Below are 13,377 nucleotides of genomic sequence, written 5' to 3'. Positions count from 1 at the left end.
TACCGCCGAGCACCCGTATGTAAGCTCCCGTCTACAGCTTGACGCCAGGGGTTCGGTTATGCGTGATGGCGCAGTGATGCCCGCCGTCGTTGAAGAGGTCGGCTCAGCCGGTGACACGACCGGCCCGGCCGAAGCCCGTGCACGGGCCGCGCCGGGCCGCCTCCGCCCCATGACACCGTCCGCGCGGTCACGGAACCCCGGCCCGCGCCGGGCCGGCTCCTGCGGGGCGGGCCATGGCAGATGAGCTCCGTCCCTCCGACCAAGCGCTTCTCGCGCGTCATGTCGAGGGCGACCCCGATGCCTTCGGGGAGATCGTCAGGCGCCACCGTGACCGGCTGTGGGCGGTGGCGCTGCGTACCCTCGGCGACCGCGAGGAAGCGGCCGACGCCGTGCAGGACGCCCTGGTGTCCGCATACCGCGCCGCCCACACGTTCCGCGGTCAGTCGGCCGTGACCACCTGGCTGCACCGCATCACGGTCAACGCCTGCCTGGACCGGGCCCGCAAGGCGGCCTCCCGGCGCACGTCACCGGTCGCGGAGACCGAGCGGCTGGAACAGCTCATCGAACCGCACGAGTCCGCCGCAGTGCCGGCCGAGCGGCAGGATCTACACCGCGAACTGCTCGGCGCTCTCCGCACGCTCCCCGCCGAGCAGCGCGCGGCCCTCGTCCTGGTGGACATGCAGGGCTACCCCGTCGCCGAGGCCGCCGAAGTACTTGGCGTCCCCACCGGCACGGTGAAGAGCCGGTGTGCACGCGGCCGGGCCCGGCTTCTCCCGATGCTCACCCATCTGCGCGCCGAAGACGGGGATAAGGGCACCTCAGGCGGGGGAAGGAACCGGGCGCAGGGGACATCCGTCCCACAGACGGCAGGACCGAACGACTCAGGGGCCGTGAAGGGCGGAGGTGGGCGAGCGTGACAGCCACGACCGACACGGGCGGGCATCCGGAGGTCGCGGAGATCTCTGCGCTCGCGGACGGGTTGCTCTCGCCCGACCGCGCAGCGAATCTCCGCGCACACCTCGACGGCTGTCCGCTGTGTGAGGACGTCCACAGCTCGCTGGAGGAGATCCGCTCACTGCTCGGCACGCTGCCGGGGCCCGGCCGGATGCCCGACGACGTCGTCGGCCGCATCGACGCCGCCCTGGCTGCCGAAGCGCTGCTCGATGCCACTGCCCCCGCCGACCACCCCGCTTTGGTGCCGACCGCACCCGGCGACGGGACACGCATCGTCGCCCAGAAGTCGGCCGGCCCGGACGACGGCGCTGTTTCACGTGAAACAGCGGAGAAGAAACGCGGCAGTGTTTCACGTGAAACCGTGTCGTCCCGCTCGGGTGGCAGCTCCGCCGACCGCCCCGTGGGCTATCCCCGCTCTGCGACGGGTCCCGGGCGAAACTCTTCCGTCACCCGCATGACGCGCGCGCACCGGTGGCCCAAGGTGCTGCTCGGCACAGCGGCCGCGGCGGCCGTGCTCGGCATCGGCGGCATCCTTCTGCAGAATGGTTCCGCGAACCCCGGGCAGGAGCAGGACCCGGGTGTGAACGCCACCGAGACGAACCGCGGGAACGCAGCTCTCAGCTCCGCGACCCTGGGCAGCCACGTCCGCGATCTGCTCGACCAGCCGCCGCGCAGCAAGGCCCCTGACGTGGGCACTCAGAGCTCACCGCAGACTCCGCTGAGCGGCGCCGACGACACGCTCCCCTCCTGCGTACGCGCAGGCCTCCCCCGGCCAGGGAAGCCGCTGGCCGCGACGCGTGACACCTACCGCGGCGAGGAGGCGTACCTCGTCGTGCTGCATCACCCGTCCGACACCTCCCGTGTCTCCGCCTACGTCATCTCCGCCGCCTGCGTCTCGGCGACGCCTCCCGCAGCGGGCGAGGTGCTGCTCAGCGGGACCTACCCCCGCGACTGAAGCCTGGAACCGGCAGCGGGCACCAGGCCGGGACGGGAGCGCCGGGACACTGCGGGAATGCTCGCCCCGTAGGATCCGTTGGGTGGGATGAGAGTTTCTCCAGCCCACCCAACGCAGTCGGCAGAGACAAGGAAGACACCCGTGAGCGACGTCCGTAACGTGATCATCATCGGCTCCGGGCCTGCGGGCTACACCGCCGCGCTCTACACCGCCCGTGCCTCGCTGAAGCCGCTGGTGTTCGAGGGCGCCGTCACCGCCGGTGGCGCACTGATGAACACCACCGATGTGGAGAACTTCCCCGGCTTCCGTGACGGCATCATGGGCCCGGACCTGATGGACAACATGCGGGCCCAGGCCGAACGCTTCGGCGCCGAGCTGGTTCCCGACGATGTCACCGCCGTGGATCTCTCCGAGCCGATCAAGACCGTCACCGACTCCGCCGGCACCGTCCACCGTGCCCACGCCGTCATCGTCACCACCGGCTCGCAGCACCGCAAGCTGGGTCTGCCCCGCGAGGACGAGCTGTCCGGCCGCGGTGTGTCCTGGTGCGCCACCTGCGACGGCTTCTTCTTCAAGGACCAGGACATCGCCGTCATCGGTGGCGGCGACACGGCCATGGAGGAGGCGACCTTCCTCTCCCGGTTCGCCAAGTCCGTCACCATCGTCCACCGCCGCGACACCCTGCGCGCCTCCAAGGCGATGCAGGAGCGCGCCTTCGCCGACCCGAAGATCAAGTTCGTGTGGGACAGCGAGGTCGCCGAGATCCACGGTGACAACAAGCTCTCCGGCCTGACCCTGCGCAACCTCAAGACCGGCGAGAACTCCCAGCTCCCGGTCACCGGCCTGTTCATCGCCATCGGCCACGACCCGCGCACCGAGCTGTTCAAGGGCCAGCTGAAGCTGGACGACGAGGGTTACCTGAAGGTCGACGCGCCCAGCACCCACACCAACATCCAGGGTGTCTTCGCCGCAGGCGACGTCGTGGACCACACCTACCGTCAGGCGATCACCGCCGCCGGCACCGGCTGCTCCGCCGCTCTGGACGCCGAGCGCTTCCTGGCCTCGCTCTCCGACAGCGAGCCGGCCGAGCCCGAGCAGACCCCGGCCGAGCCGGAGCAGACCCCCACCGCCTGAGACCGAACGTCAGCTGTTCACACCCACCCAGTAAGGAGAACGCCATGGCCGGTGCCACGGTGACCGTGACGGACGACAACTTCGAAGAGGTCGTCCTCAAGAGCGACAAGCCGGTGCTCGTCGACTTCTGGGCTACCTGGTGCGGCCCGTGCCGCCAGGTCGCCCCCTCCCTGGAGGCCATCGCCGCGGAGCACGACGAGATCGTCATCGCCAAGCTCAACACCGACGAGAACCCCGCGACCACCGCCAAGTACGGCGTCATGTCGATCCCGACCATGAACGTCTACCAGGGCGGCGAGGTCGTGAAGACCATCGTCGGTGCCAAGCCCAAGGCCGCCATCGAGCGGGACCTGGCGGACTACCTCGCCTGATCCCCGCACCATGTTTCACGTGAAACGGGCCCGCCCTTCGGGGGCGGGCCCGTTTCGCTGTCCGGCTACAGAGGCCGGAGCACCGGTTCCTTCTGGACCGCGCCCAGCAGCCGGTCCAGCGCGAGCTCCACGTCTTCCTTCCACGACAGGGTCGTACGTAGTTCCAGGCGCAGCCGCGGGTAACGCGGGTGCGGGCGCACGGTCTTGAAGCCCACCGCGAGCAGATGGTCGGCGGGCAGGACACACGCCGGCTCCGTCCATTTCGCGTCGCCGAACGCCTCGATCGCCTTGAAGCCTCGCCGCAGCAGATCCTTCGCCACCGTCTGGACCATGACCCTGCCGAGTCCCTGGCCTTGATAGCCGGGGATGAGCCAGGCGGTCATCAACTGCACGGCGTCGGGGGAGACGGGGCTCGTCGGAAAGGCCGTGGAGCGCGGCACATACGCCGGAGGCGCATAGAGCACGAAGCCGACCGGTACCTCGTCCACATAGACGACACGGCCGCAGGAGCCCCACTCCAGCAGTACCGCCGAGATCCAGGCTTCCTTCTCCAGCTCGGGCCGGCCGCTCTTTACCGCGGCCTCACCGCTGACGGGGTCGAGCTCCCAGAAGACGCACGAGCGGCAGCGCTTGGGGACGTCCGGAAGGTTGTCCAGCGTGAGCGGTACGAGCCGACGCCCCATGAAGCCAGGTCCTCACTTCCCTCGCCGACCGCACCCCCGGGCCCGGGCAACGGAACGCGCTCACTGAGCAGACCGCCGACGAAACCGCCGACTGCGCCCAGACCGAACCCCGCTGCCATCAATCCGGTGCGGCTCACCGATCGCATGGCCTCTCCTCGACGTGAGGTGACTCCGAGTGGATGCGTGCCATACCCGAACGCATCGTAACCGGGACAACATGAACCGGGTACCACGAAAGGCAAAGGGCGGGCCGTATTCCGGTCATCGAACCGGCACACGGCCCGCCCCGGAGCGGACGGCGGCGTCACTCACGCCTCGTCGCTCTCCTCCTCCAGCTTGTCCAGCACGCGTCCCTCTCCGGGCGCCAGTGTGCCGAGGATGCGCTCAAGATCGTCCATCGAGGCGAACTCCACGACGATCTTGCCCTTCTTCTGACCGAGGTCGACCTTCACCCGCGTCTCGAAGCGGTCCGAGAGGCGCGAGGCCAGATCGGTCAGCGCGGGCGAGACACGGTTCCCGGCCCGCGGCCCCTTCGCCCGCGACGCGCTCTTGGGCTGGGAGCCCATCAGGGTCACGATCTCCTCGACCGCCCGGACCGAGAGCCCCTCGGCCACGATGCGGTGCGCCAGCCGGTCCTGCTCCTCGGAATCGTCCACGGACAGCAGCGCCCGCGCATGACCGGCCGAGAGCACGCCCGCCGCGACCCGCCGCTGCACCGAGGGCGACAGCTTCAGCAGCCGCAGCGTGTTGGAGACCTGCGGGCGCGACCGCCCGATCCGGTCCGCCAGCTCGTCGTGCGTGCAGTTGAAGTCCTTCAGCAGCTGGTCGTAGGCCGCTGCCTCCTCCAGGGGGTTCAGCTGAGCACGGTGGAGGTTCTCCAGCAGCGCGTCCAGGAGGAGCTTCTCGTCGTCCGTCGCCCGGACGATGGCCGGGATTTTCTCCAGCCCGGCTTCACGGCAGGCCCGCCAGCGACGCTCACCCATGATGAGCTCGTACCGCTCCGGGCCGACCCGCCGTACGACGACCGGCTGGAGCAGGCCCACCTCCTGGATGGAGGTGATCAGCTCAGCCAGGGCGTCCTCGTCGAACACCTCGCGCGGCTGTCGCGGATTGGGCGTGATCGAGTCGAGCGGAAGTTCGGCGAAGTGAGCTCCGGCGACCTCGCTCTCCTGGGTCTCCGCGGCCGGCTCGGCCGCTTCCCCCGTTTCACGTGAAACGGGAGCCTCCGGGATGGCCGCGACCTTGGCCGCGGCCACGCCTCGCTCCGGCGTCATGACCGGCACCGCCGACGGTGACGTGGTCCCCCGGCCCACCAGCGGGCCGGCATCGTCCGAACCCTGTGGTGCCGCGGGGATCAGCGCACCGAGCCCGCGGCCCAGTCCTCTACGTCGTTCGCTCACTGATTCCCCTCCGACATGCTGTGCTGTGATTCATAGGTCACGCTGAGCCCCTGACCGGCTGCCCCCGGAGCCCCCCGCAGCGCGATCTCCCGCGCCGCTTCGAGGTAGGACAGTGAGCCGGTGGAGCCCGGATCATAGGTGAGCACCGTCTGCCCGTAGCTCGGCGCCTCGGAAATACGCACCGAGCGGGGAATGCTGGTTCTCAGTACCTCGCTGCCGAAGTGGCTGCGCACCTCGTCGGCGACCTGGGAGGCGAGCCGGGTCCGCCCGTCGTACATGGTCAGGAGGATCGTCGACACATGCAGCTTCGGGTTCAGGTGGCCTCGGACCAGGTCGACGTTCCGCAGCAGCTGCCCCAGGCCTTCCAGCGCGTAGTACTCGCACTGGATGGGGATCAGTACCTCGGCGCCTGCCACCAGAGCGTTGACCGTCAGCAGGCCGAGCGAGGGCGGGCAGTCGATGAGGATGTAGTCCAGTGGCTGTTCGTAGGCCTTGATGGCCCGGTCCAGCCGGCTCTCCCGCGCCACGAGCGAGACCAGTTCGATCTCCGCGCCGGCCAGGTCGATCGTGGCGGGCGCACAGAACAGCCCCTCCACGTCCGGCACCGGCTGGACCACGTCGGACAGTGGCTTGCTCTCCACCAGGACGTCGTAGATGGAGGGGACCTCGGCGTGGTGATCGATTCCCAGGGCCGTGGAGGCATTGCCCTGGGGGTCCAGGTCGACCACCAGCACTCGTGCGCCGTGCAAGGCGAGTGAGGCAGCCAGGTTCACCGTGGTCGTGGTCTTGCCGACCCCGCCCTTCTGGTTGGCCACCACCATGACCCGAGTCTGCTCGGGGCGGGGTAGGCCCTCTCCCGCACGGCCCAGCGCCTGGACTGCCAACTGAGCAGCACGACCGATCGGGGTGTCGTCCATGGGGGACGGCGTTTCACGTGAAACGTCTTCCCCGAGCGACTCGCTACGGGGACCGGGGACCGGATCGGTCATCGGTCCCGCGATGTTGGCGTCGGACCGCAAGGATTCACTCTCCTCGACTTCAGGCTCGCAATGCTCAGAGCCTGCCATGGTTTCGGTGCCGTGAACCAGGTAGGCCCTGTCTCCTGTGGATGAATCCTCCTCTGTGGATACATCCGTGACCCGACCGGGTCGGTGGCCACGCGGTGCGGCAGCCGCACGACCTCGGCTGATGATTCCATGCAGCAGGGAGCGACGTTTCACGTGAAACACGATGCCAGCGCCGTGTCCCATTCCCCCGCGACACTCCGGCTTATGTCGTTTTGGTGGTTTGTATGGAGCACGGACCTGGTCGGTTCGAGCGACACCACCGGCCGGACACGACAGGAGCGCCCTCCGTCGGCGGACGGAAAGCGCTCCTGTCTGCGTCTGGTTCTGTACTGCTCGGGGTCGGTGCGCCGCTCAGCGCCTCCGTCCCCGGGACGCCCGGTTGGCACGGTTCGCCTTGGCGCGCTTGGCCGCGAAGCGGACCCCACCCGGGCTCTCGCCGACCTCCACGCGGACGACCGTGGACATCGGATCCACCACGCCCTCGCCGACGTGCACCACCGACGTCTCCACCACACCGAGCTTACTGAGTGCCGCCCGGGCACCCTTCAGCTCCTCCTCCGCGGTGTCGCCCTTGAGCGCCAGCATCTCCCCGTACGGCCGCAGCAGCGGCACGCCCCAGCCGGCCAGCCGGTCCAGCGGCGCCACCGCACGCGCGGTCACGACATGCACCTGGGGGATCTTGCCCATCACTTCCTCGGCCCGGCCCCGCATCACGGTCACATGGTCCAGCCCCAGCAGCTCCACGACCTCCTCCAGGAAGTTCGTGCGCCGCAGCAGCGGCTCCAGCAGCGTGATCTTCAGGTCCGGGCGTACCAGTGCCAGGGGGATGCCCGGGAGTCCCGCGCCCGAGCCCACGTCACACACCGAGACGCCCTCGGGGACCACCTCGGAGAGCACGGCGCAATTCAGCAGGTGCCGCTCCCACAGCCGCGGCACCTCACGCGGACCGATCAGTCCGCGCCGTACCCCGGCGTCGGCGAGCAGCTCGCCGTACCGTACGGCCTCCGGGAAGCGCTCGCCGAACATCTCCCGCGCCGCTTCAGGCGCCGCAGGAAGCTCCGCCGCTGACTCCGTCACGGTTACCGCCCTTCCTCTGAACTGCTGATACTGCCGGTGCCCGGTCGGGTTCCGGTCCACGCAGAAGGCTGACAAGACATGGCCCCGCCTGCGAACAGACGGGGCCAGAAGACATGCGCGAGCGCCGGAGGGTCAGGCCGGGAGCACGACGACCCGGCGCTGGGGCTCCTCGCCCTCGGACTCGCTGCGCAGCCCGGCCGCCGCGACGGCGTCGTGCACCACCTTGCGCTCGAACGGCGTCATCGCCTTCAGCTTCACCGGCTCGCCCGAGGTCTTCGCCTCCTGGGCCGCCTTGGCGCCCAGCTCCGCGAGCTCCTCGCGCTTGCGTGCGCGGTAGCCGGCGATGTCCAGCATCAGGCGGCTGCGGTCGCCGGTCTCCCGGTGCACCGCCAGCCGGGTCAGCTCCTGGAGCGCCTCCAGCACCTCGCCGTCCCGGCCCACCAGCTTCTGCAGGTCACGGCTGGTGGAGTCGCTGATGATCGACACTGCGGCACGGTCGGCCTCGACGTCCATGTCGATGTCGCCGTCGAGGTCCGCGATGTCCAGCAGGCCCTCGAGGTAGTCGGCCGCGATCTCGCCCTCCTGCTCCAGCCGGGACAGGGTGTCGGTGCCCTCGGCGGCAGGGGTCGTGTCCGTCACGAAGAACTCCTTCTACTTCTTGGACGGGTGCTTGGGCCGCTGCTGGCCCTTGCGCTGTCCGGACTTGGCGTTACGGGAGGAACCGGCGGCCGTGCTGCCCTTGGCCTTGCCGCCCTGCGACTTCTGCGCGGCGTTCTTCTTCGCCGCGTCCGCATTCTGGCCCGAGTCCTTCTGCAGCGACTGCTTGGTCCCGCCGCCCTTGGCCGTGGAGCCGGAGTTCTGCGCGCCGGCCCGGGTGCGGGCCTGCGTGCCACCGCCGGCCGGGGCCGCGGTCTGCCGCTGGGACTTGCTCTGGCGCTTGGGCTGCTGGCGGTTCTGGCGCGCCTCCTCGACGGCCTGCTTCGCCTCGACCTCCGCCGGGTCCTCCTTCAGCTTGCCCTTGGCGCGCAGCCGCTCCTGGCGCTCCGTGTAGGCCCGGCTGCCCGGAGTGGGGTTACGGCGGATGATGAACATCTGCTGGCCCATGGTCCACACGTTGGTGGTCAGCCAGTACACGAGGACACCGACGGGGAAGTTGATACCGAAGACGGCGAACATGACCGGGAAGACGTACATCAGCATCTTCTGCTGCTGCATGAACGGGGTCTTCACCGTGAGGTCGACGTTCTTCGTCATCAGCTGGCGCTGGGTGTAGAACTGCGACGCCGACATCAGAACGATCATGATGACCGTGACGACCCGGACATCGGTCAGGGAAGCGCCGAGCGCCTCGACCTTGGACGCCGAGTCCATGAACTTCACGGACAGCGGGGCGCCGAAGATGTGGGCCTTCTGGGCGCTCGCCAGCAGCGACTCGTCGATGACACCGACGGTCTTGTTCTGCGCGATGTGGTTCAGGACCTGGTACAGCGAGATGAAGAACGGCGACTGGGCCAGGATCGGGAGACAGCTCGAGAGCGGGTTGGTGCCCGTCTCCTTGTAGAGCTTCATCATCTCTTCGGACTGGCGCTGCTTGTCGCTCTTGTAGCGCTCCTGGATCGCCTTCATCTTCGGCTGGAGCGCCTGCATGTTCCGCGTCGACTTGATCTGCTTCACGAAGAGCGGGATCAGGCAGATACGGATCAGGACCACGAGCGACACGATGGACAGACCCCATGCCGCGCCGCTGTTCCGGTCGAAGACCAGGCTGTACAGCGAATGGAACTGGACGATGATCCAGGAGACAGCGGTATAGAGAGGACCGAGGATCGTGTCCACGAATCAAGCTCCTTGGGCGTTGGGCTGAGTCTCGGGCTGTGCGGCAGGCTCATGGACGGTGGGCCCGCCCCCCAGGCGGCTCCTCAGCCGCTGGTGCCAGACCGGATGCTTCCGGGGCGGTACATGGTCGACACCACCGAGCGACCACGGATTGCAACGCAGGATGCGCCAGGCGGTCAGCGCTGTCCCTTTCACCGCGCCGTGCCTGTCGATGGCCGTGTAGCCATAGTGGGAGCACGACGGGTAGTACTTGCAGACCGGGCCCAGCAGGGGGCTGATGGTCCACTGGTACAACTTGATCAACAGCAGCAGCGGGTACTTCACGGAGCGCCCCCTCCTGGGTCCCGCCCGGGGGTTCTCAGCAGGCGCTGCAGCGCGGCATCAAGATCGCGGGCGAGCGCGTCGTACTCCGCATCACCCGCGCCGGGCAGCGCTCGTACAACCACCAGGCTACCGGCGGGCAGCCGGTCCAGGCGGTCGCGTACGAGGTGGCGGAGCCGGCGCTGGACCTTGTTGCGGACCACGGCGTTGCCGATGGCCTTGCTCACGACGAAACCCGCACGCGCCGGGGGAACCATTTCCCCCGCTGCGTGCGGGTCCGTTGCACCGCTGCGTAGATGGACGACGAGGAGCGGGCGCCCGGCCCTGCGTCCCCGGCGTACCGCGGTCGCGAAGTCCTCGCGCCGCCTCAGCCGATGCTCGGTAGGCAGCACGACATGGACCTAGGCCGGGCTGTCAGGCCGACAGGCGGGCGCGACCCTTGCCGCGGCGGGACGCGAGGATCGCGCGGCCGGCACGCGTACGCATGCGCAGGCGGAAGCCGTGGGTCTTGGCGCGGCGACGGTTGTTCGGCTGGAAGGTGCGCTTGCTCACTCGGGGGCTCCAGGGAAGATTGTTGCCTCTTGCGAGACAGGTGTGGGGCGTCGACTGGCTGTCACCGTGCGCCCACGAGTAGCTCGCATACGCCCGAGTGCACCGCTACACGATCGCTGGGCGCGATCTTTGCCCATCGGAGGCAGGCGGCAGCAGCCATCGACAACTCGACCTGGTTACGGTACGCGCGGCCGCATCATCCGGTCAAACCGGCTCCATGACAGGACACGCTGTACACAGGCTGTGGACAACAACTTGAACACGCGTGGGTCAGCTGACTACCGTGGCTGAACTCCCATTCCTTCCCGCCCGTCCTGAGAATCACACATTCGTGGGACCTGTGAGAGAGCGTGCTCTGTGGCTGACGTCCCTGCAGATCTTGCCGCAGTGTGGCCGCGGGTACTCGACCACCTGCTCCGGGCGGAGAGCGACAGCCTCAAGCCCAAGGACCAGGACTGGCTCAAGCGGACCCAGCCGCTCGCCCTGGTCGCCGACACCGCGCTGCTCGCCGTACCCAACGAATTCGCGAAGGGCGTACTGGAGGGACGGCTCGCGCCCCTCATCGGCGAGGCACTGAGCCACGAGTGCGGCCGCCCGATCCGTATCGCGATCACCGTCGACGACACCTCCGAGGCGCCCCAGCCCCCCGCGCCACCGCAGCCCCTCCCCTCGCAGCAGCCGCAGCTCTCGCACGACGCGTACGACAGTTACGACAGCCGCCAGAGCTACGGTCGGCAGAACGGGCACCAGGGCGGCCACGAAAACGGTCCACAGGGCGTACCCCAGGGTGGACACGGCAGCGGCCGGCACGGCGGCCACCAGAACGACGAGCTGCCCACCGTGCGCCCCGCCTACCCCGAGTATCAGCAGCAGCACCAGCAGCCACGGCCCGCGCCCGGCGCCTGGCCGCAGCACTCCGAGGACCACCGCTCCGGCCTGTCCGACGACTCCGTGCGGCACGACGACTACGGATGGCAGCAGCAGCGGCTCGGCGGCTTTCCGGAGCGCGACCCCTATGCGACGCCGCCCTCCCACCGCCAGCAGCACGGCCAACCGGCACCCGGCGACTATCGGTCGCAGAACGACGACTACCGGTCACAGACCGACGACTACCGTCCGCAAGGGGGCGACGACTACCACCGGCAGGGCGGCGACCGCCCGCACTCGGACGCGCCGCGCCCGCCGTACGACCAGTCGCCGCAGCACCGTGACGCCGACGGCCACCAGCCGGGCGGCCCCGGCCGGCACGCGGCGCCCGGCGGCCCGGGCAGCAGCCTCCCCGCGCCCAGCGGCGCCCCCGGCCCGCTCGCGGCGCAGCCCGCGCCGGCGACGGGCCCCGGTGAGCCCACGGCGCGGCTGAACCCGAAGTACCTCTTCGACACCTTCGTCATCGGGGCTTCCAACCGCTTCGCGCACGCCGCGGCGGTCGCCGTCGCCGAGGCCCCGGCCAAGGCGTACAACCCGCTCTTCATCTACGGCGAGTCCGGGCTCGGCAAGACGCACCTGCTGCACGCGATCGGCCATTACGCCCGCAGCCTGTACCCCGGTACCAGGGTCAGATATGTGAGCTCGGAGGAGTTCACCAACGAGTTCATCAACTCCATCCGCGACGGCAAGGCGGACGCGTTCCGCAAGCGCTACCGGGACATGGACATCCTGCTGGTCGACGACATCCAGTTCCTCGCGAGCAAGGAGTCGACGCAGGAGGAGTTCTTCCACACCTTCAACACGCTGCACAACGCGAACAAGCAGATCGTGCTCTCCAGTGACCGGCCGCCCAAGCAGCTGGTCACCCTGGAGGACCGGCTGCGCAACCGCTTCGAGTGGGGCCTGATCACGGACGTCCAGCCGCCCGAGCTGGAGACCCGTATCGCGATCCTCCGTAAGAAGGCGGTGCAGGAGCAGCTGAACGCGCCGCCGGAGGTACTGGAGTTCATCGCCTCCCGGATCTCGCGGAACATCCGTGAGCTGGAGGGCGCGCTGATCCGCGTCACGGCCTTCGCCTCGCTCAACCGGCAGCCGGTGGACCTCGGCCTCACCGAGATCGTGCTGAAGGATCTGATCCCCGGCGGCGAGGACGCGGCCCCCGAGATCACCGCTACCGCGATCATGGCGGCCACCGCCGACTACTTCGGGCTGACGGTGGACGATCTGTGCGGCTCCTCACGCAGCCGGGTGCTCGTGACGGCGCGGCAGATCGCGATGTACCTCTGCCGCGAGCTGACGGACCTGTCGCTGCCGAAGATCGGCGGCCATTTCGGCGGCCGCGACCACACCACCGTCATGCACGCCGACCGGAAGATCAGGGCGCTGATGGCGGAGCGCCGCTCCATCTACAACCAGGTGACCGAGCTGACGAACCGCATCAAGAACGGCTGACACGCGCGGCGACGGCCGCAGGCGCGCCCAGGGCGCTCCGGGACGAACTCCCGGAGCGCCCTTCGCCATTGAGAGGCCCTCTGTGTGCCCTCAGTGCGCACGGAGCCGCTCGGTCCGTGCGCCGAAGGGTCGTCAGGAGGCCGCAGAGCGCGGTCCGGAGCCCTCGGAACGCGTCCCCACGCTGTGGAACGGGCGCGTCGGCGGCCTCCGAACTCCCCGCCGCTGTTCGATTTCTGACGAGGACACGGCTTCCCTCCACAGATTGGGCGAGAATCTTTCTTCCACACCCTGGGGACCGGTGAGTTATCCCGACCGCGTCCACAAGCAGCTCGTCCGACAGTAGATCAGCCCAGGTCAGCGGGGTGTGGAATTGCGGACAACTCTTATCCACAGGGTGTGGATGAAGCGGTCGTCCACAGTGTGCACATCCGACTGTCCACCGGCCGCCCACAGGGAAAGCGGCGTTGTACACACCTCGTCCACACCGCTGTCCACTGTTCGGCAAGGCAACACCACCGCTCACTGGCTCGAGTGAAAGCGGTCACACCAAAGTGCCGGGTTGGGCTGTGGGGAACCTGGGTAAAACTGGGGACGGCACTGGGGAGAAACCGGCCTGCCCTGTGCATCAGGTGTGCACAACGCGCGGCG

Annotated in this window: 14 protein-coding genes; 5 read left to right on the top strand and 9 right to left on the bottom strand. The window is 69.0% G+C overall.

Annotated elements, in window-relative coordinates; translation table 11 throughout:
- Positions 1-233: 233 nt before the first annotated feature.
- From sigM to trxA, 4 genes are all read left to right on the top strand, one after another.
- Positions 234-917, top strand: coding sequence for an RNA polymerase sigma factor SigM (sigM, locus tag AAC944_RS19045; RefSeq protein ID WP_030615268.1), 684 nt, complete (start codon positions 234-236; stop codon positions 915-917).
- Positions 914-1,909, top strand: a complete 996-nt coding sequence (locus tag AAC944_RS19040; RefSeq protein WP_030615264.1) for an anti-sigma factor family protein — start codon at positions 914-916, stop codon at positions 1,907-1,909. The genes sigM and AAC944_RS19040 overlap by 4 nt, the downstream gene beginning before the upstream one ends.
- A 141-nt stretch (positions 1,910-2,050) precedes the next feature.
- On the top strand, positions 2,051-3,043 hold the full coding sequence (trxB, locus tag AAC944_RS19035; RefSeq protein WP_030615262.1) for a thioredoxin-disulfide reductase: 993 nt from the start codon (positions 2,051-2,053) through the stop codon (positions 3,041-3,043).
- A gap of 44 nt (positions 3,044-3,087) precedes the next feature.
- The gene (gene trxA, locus AAC944_RS19030) at positions 3,088-3,414 is read left to right on the top strand and encodes a thioredoxin (protein WP_030615259.1); all 327 of its coding nucleotides are present in this window, start codon (positions 3,088-3,090) and stop codon (positions 3,412-3,414) included.
- A gap of 65 nt (positions 3,415-3,479) precedes the next feature.
- On the opposite strand, the gene AAC944_RS19025 is transcribed toward trxA, so the two are convergent.
- The 9 genes from AAC944_RS19025 to rpmH all read right to left on the bottom strand — a co-directional run bounded on the left by AAC944_RS19025 (position 3,480) and on the right by rpmH (position 10,350).
- Complete coding sequence (locus AAC944_RS19025) at positions 3,480-4,097, bottom strand: GNAT family N-acetyltransferase (RefSeq protein ID WP_030259447.1); 618 nt, start codon at positions 4,095-4,097, stop codon at positions 3,480-3,482.
- Positions 4,098-4,405: 308 nt separating this feature from the next.
- Positions 4,406-5,497 (bottom strand): ParB/RepB/Spo0J family partition protein, encoded by a 1,092-nt coding sequence (locus AAC944_RS19020; protein ID WP_078888581.1) that lies wholly within the window; start codon positions 5,495-5,497, stop codon positions 4,406-4,408.
- The gene (locus AAC944_RS19015; RefSeq protein ID WP_078888580.1) at positions 5,494-6,564 is read right to left on the bottom strand and encodes an AAA family ATPase; all 1,071 of its coding nucleotides are present in this window, start codon (positions 6,562-6,564) and stop codon (positions 5,494-5,496) included. The genes AAC944_RS19020 and AAC944_RS19015 overlap by 4 nt, the downstream gene beginning before the upstream one ends.
- A gap of 351 nt (positions 6,565-6,915) precedes the next feature.
- Positions 6,916-7,641, bottom strand: coding sequence for a 16S rRNA (guanine(527)-N(7))-methyltransferase RsmG (rsmG, locus tag AAC944_RS19010; RefSeq protein ID WP_030615251.1), 726 nt, complete (start codon positions 7,639-7,641; stop codon positions 6,916-6,918).
- 132 nt (positions 7,642-7,773) lie between these two features.
- The gene (locus tag AAC944_RS19005) at positions 7,774-8,280 is read right to left on the bottom strand and encodes a Jag family protein (protein WP_030259438.1); all 507 of its coding nucleotides are present in this window, start codon (positions 8,278-8,280) and stop codon (positions 7,774-7,776) included.
- Between the two features lie 12 nt (positions 8,281-8,292).
- Positions 8,293-9,477, bottom strand: coding sequence for a membrane protein insertase YidC (yidC, locus tag AAC944_RS19000; protein ID WP_030615248.1), 1,185 nt, complete (start codon positions 9,475-9,477; stop codon positions 8,293-8,295).
- A gap of 3 nt (positions 9,478-9,480) precedes the next feature.
- Positions 9,481-9,801 carry a membrane protein insertion efficiency factor YidD gene (yidD, locus tag AAC944_RS18995; protein ID WP_030615246.1) on the bottom strand — a complete coding sequence of 107 codons (321 nt, stop codon included), beginning with the start codon at positions 9,799-9,801 and terminating at the stop codon, positions 9,481-9,483.
- Positions 9,798-10,190 carry a ribonuclease P protein component gene (gene rnpA, locus AAC944_RS18990; protein ID WP_030615244.1) on the bottom strand — a complete coding sequence of 131 codons (393 nt, stop codon included), beginning with the start codon at positions 10,188-10,190 and terminating at the stop codon, positions 9,798-9,800. The genes yidD and rnpA overlap by 4 nt, the downstream gene beginning before the upstream one ends.
- A gap of 22 nt (positions 10,191-10,212) precedes the next feature.
- Positions 10,213-10,350 carry a 50S ribosomal protein L34 gene (rpmH, locus tag AAC944_RS18985; RefSeq protein ID WP_003949374.1) on the bottom strand — a complete coding sequence of 46 codons (138 nt, stop codon included), beginning with the start codon at positions 10,348-10,350 and terminating at the stop codon, positions 10,213-10,215.
- 357 nt (positions 10,351-10,707) lie between these two features.
- Between rpmH and dnaA the strand changes: the two genes are divergently transcribed.
- Positions 10,708-12,729 carry a chromosomal replication initiator protein DnaA gene (gene dnaA / locus AAC944_RS18980; protein ID WP_078888579.1) on the top strand — a complete coding sequence of 674 codons (2,022 nt, stop codon included), beginning with the start codon at positions 10,708-10,710 and terminating at the stop codon, positions 12,727-12,729.
- Positions 12,730-13,377: the final 648 nt, after the last annotated feature.

The sequence above is a fragment of the Streptomyces sclerotialus genome, assembly GCF_040907265.1.
Lineage (GTDB): Bacteria > Actinomycetota > Actinomycetes > Streptomycetales > Streptomycetaceae > Streptomyces > Streptomyces sclerotialus.
Note: the sequence above shows the minus strand (reverse complement) of the source record. Positions and strands in the feature narration are given on the sequence as shown.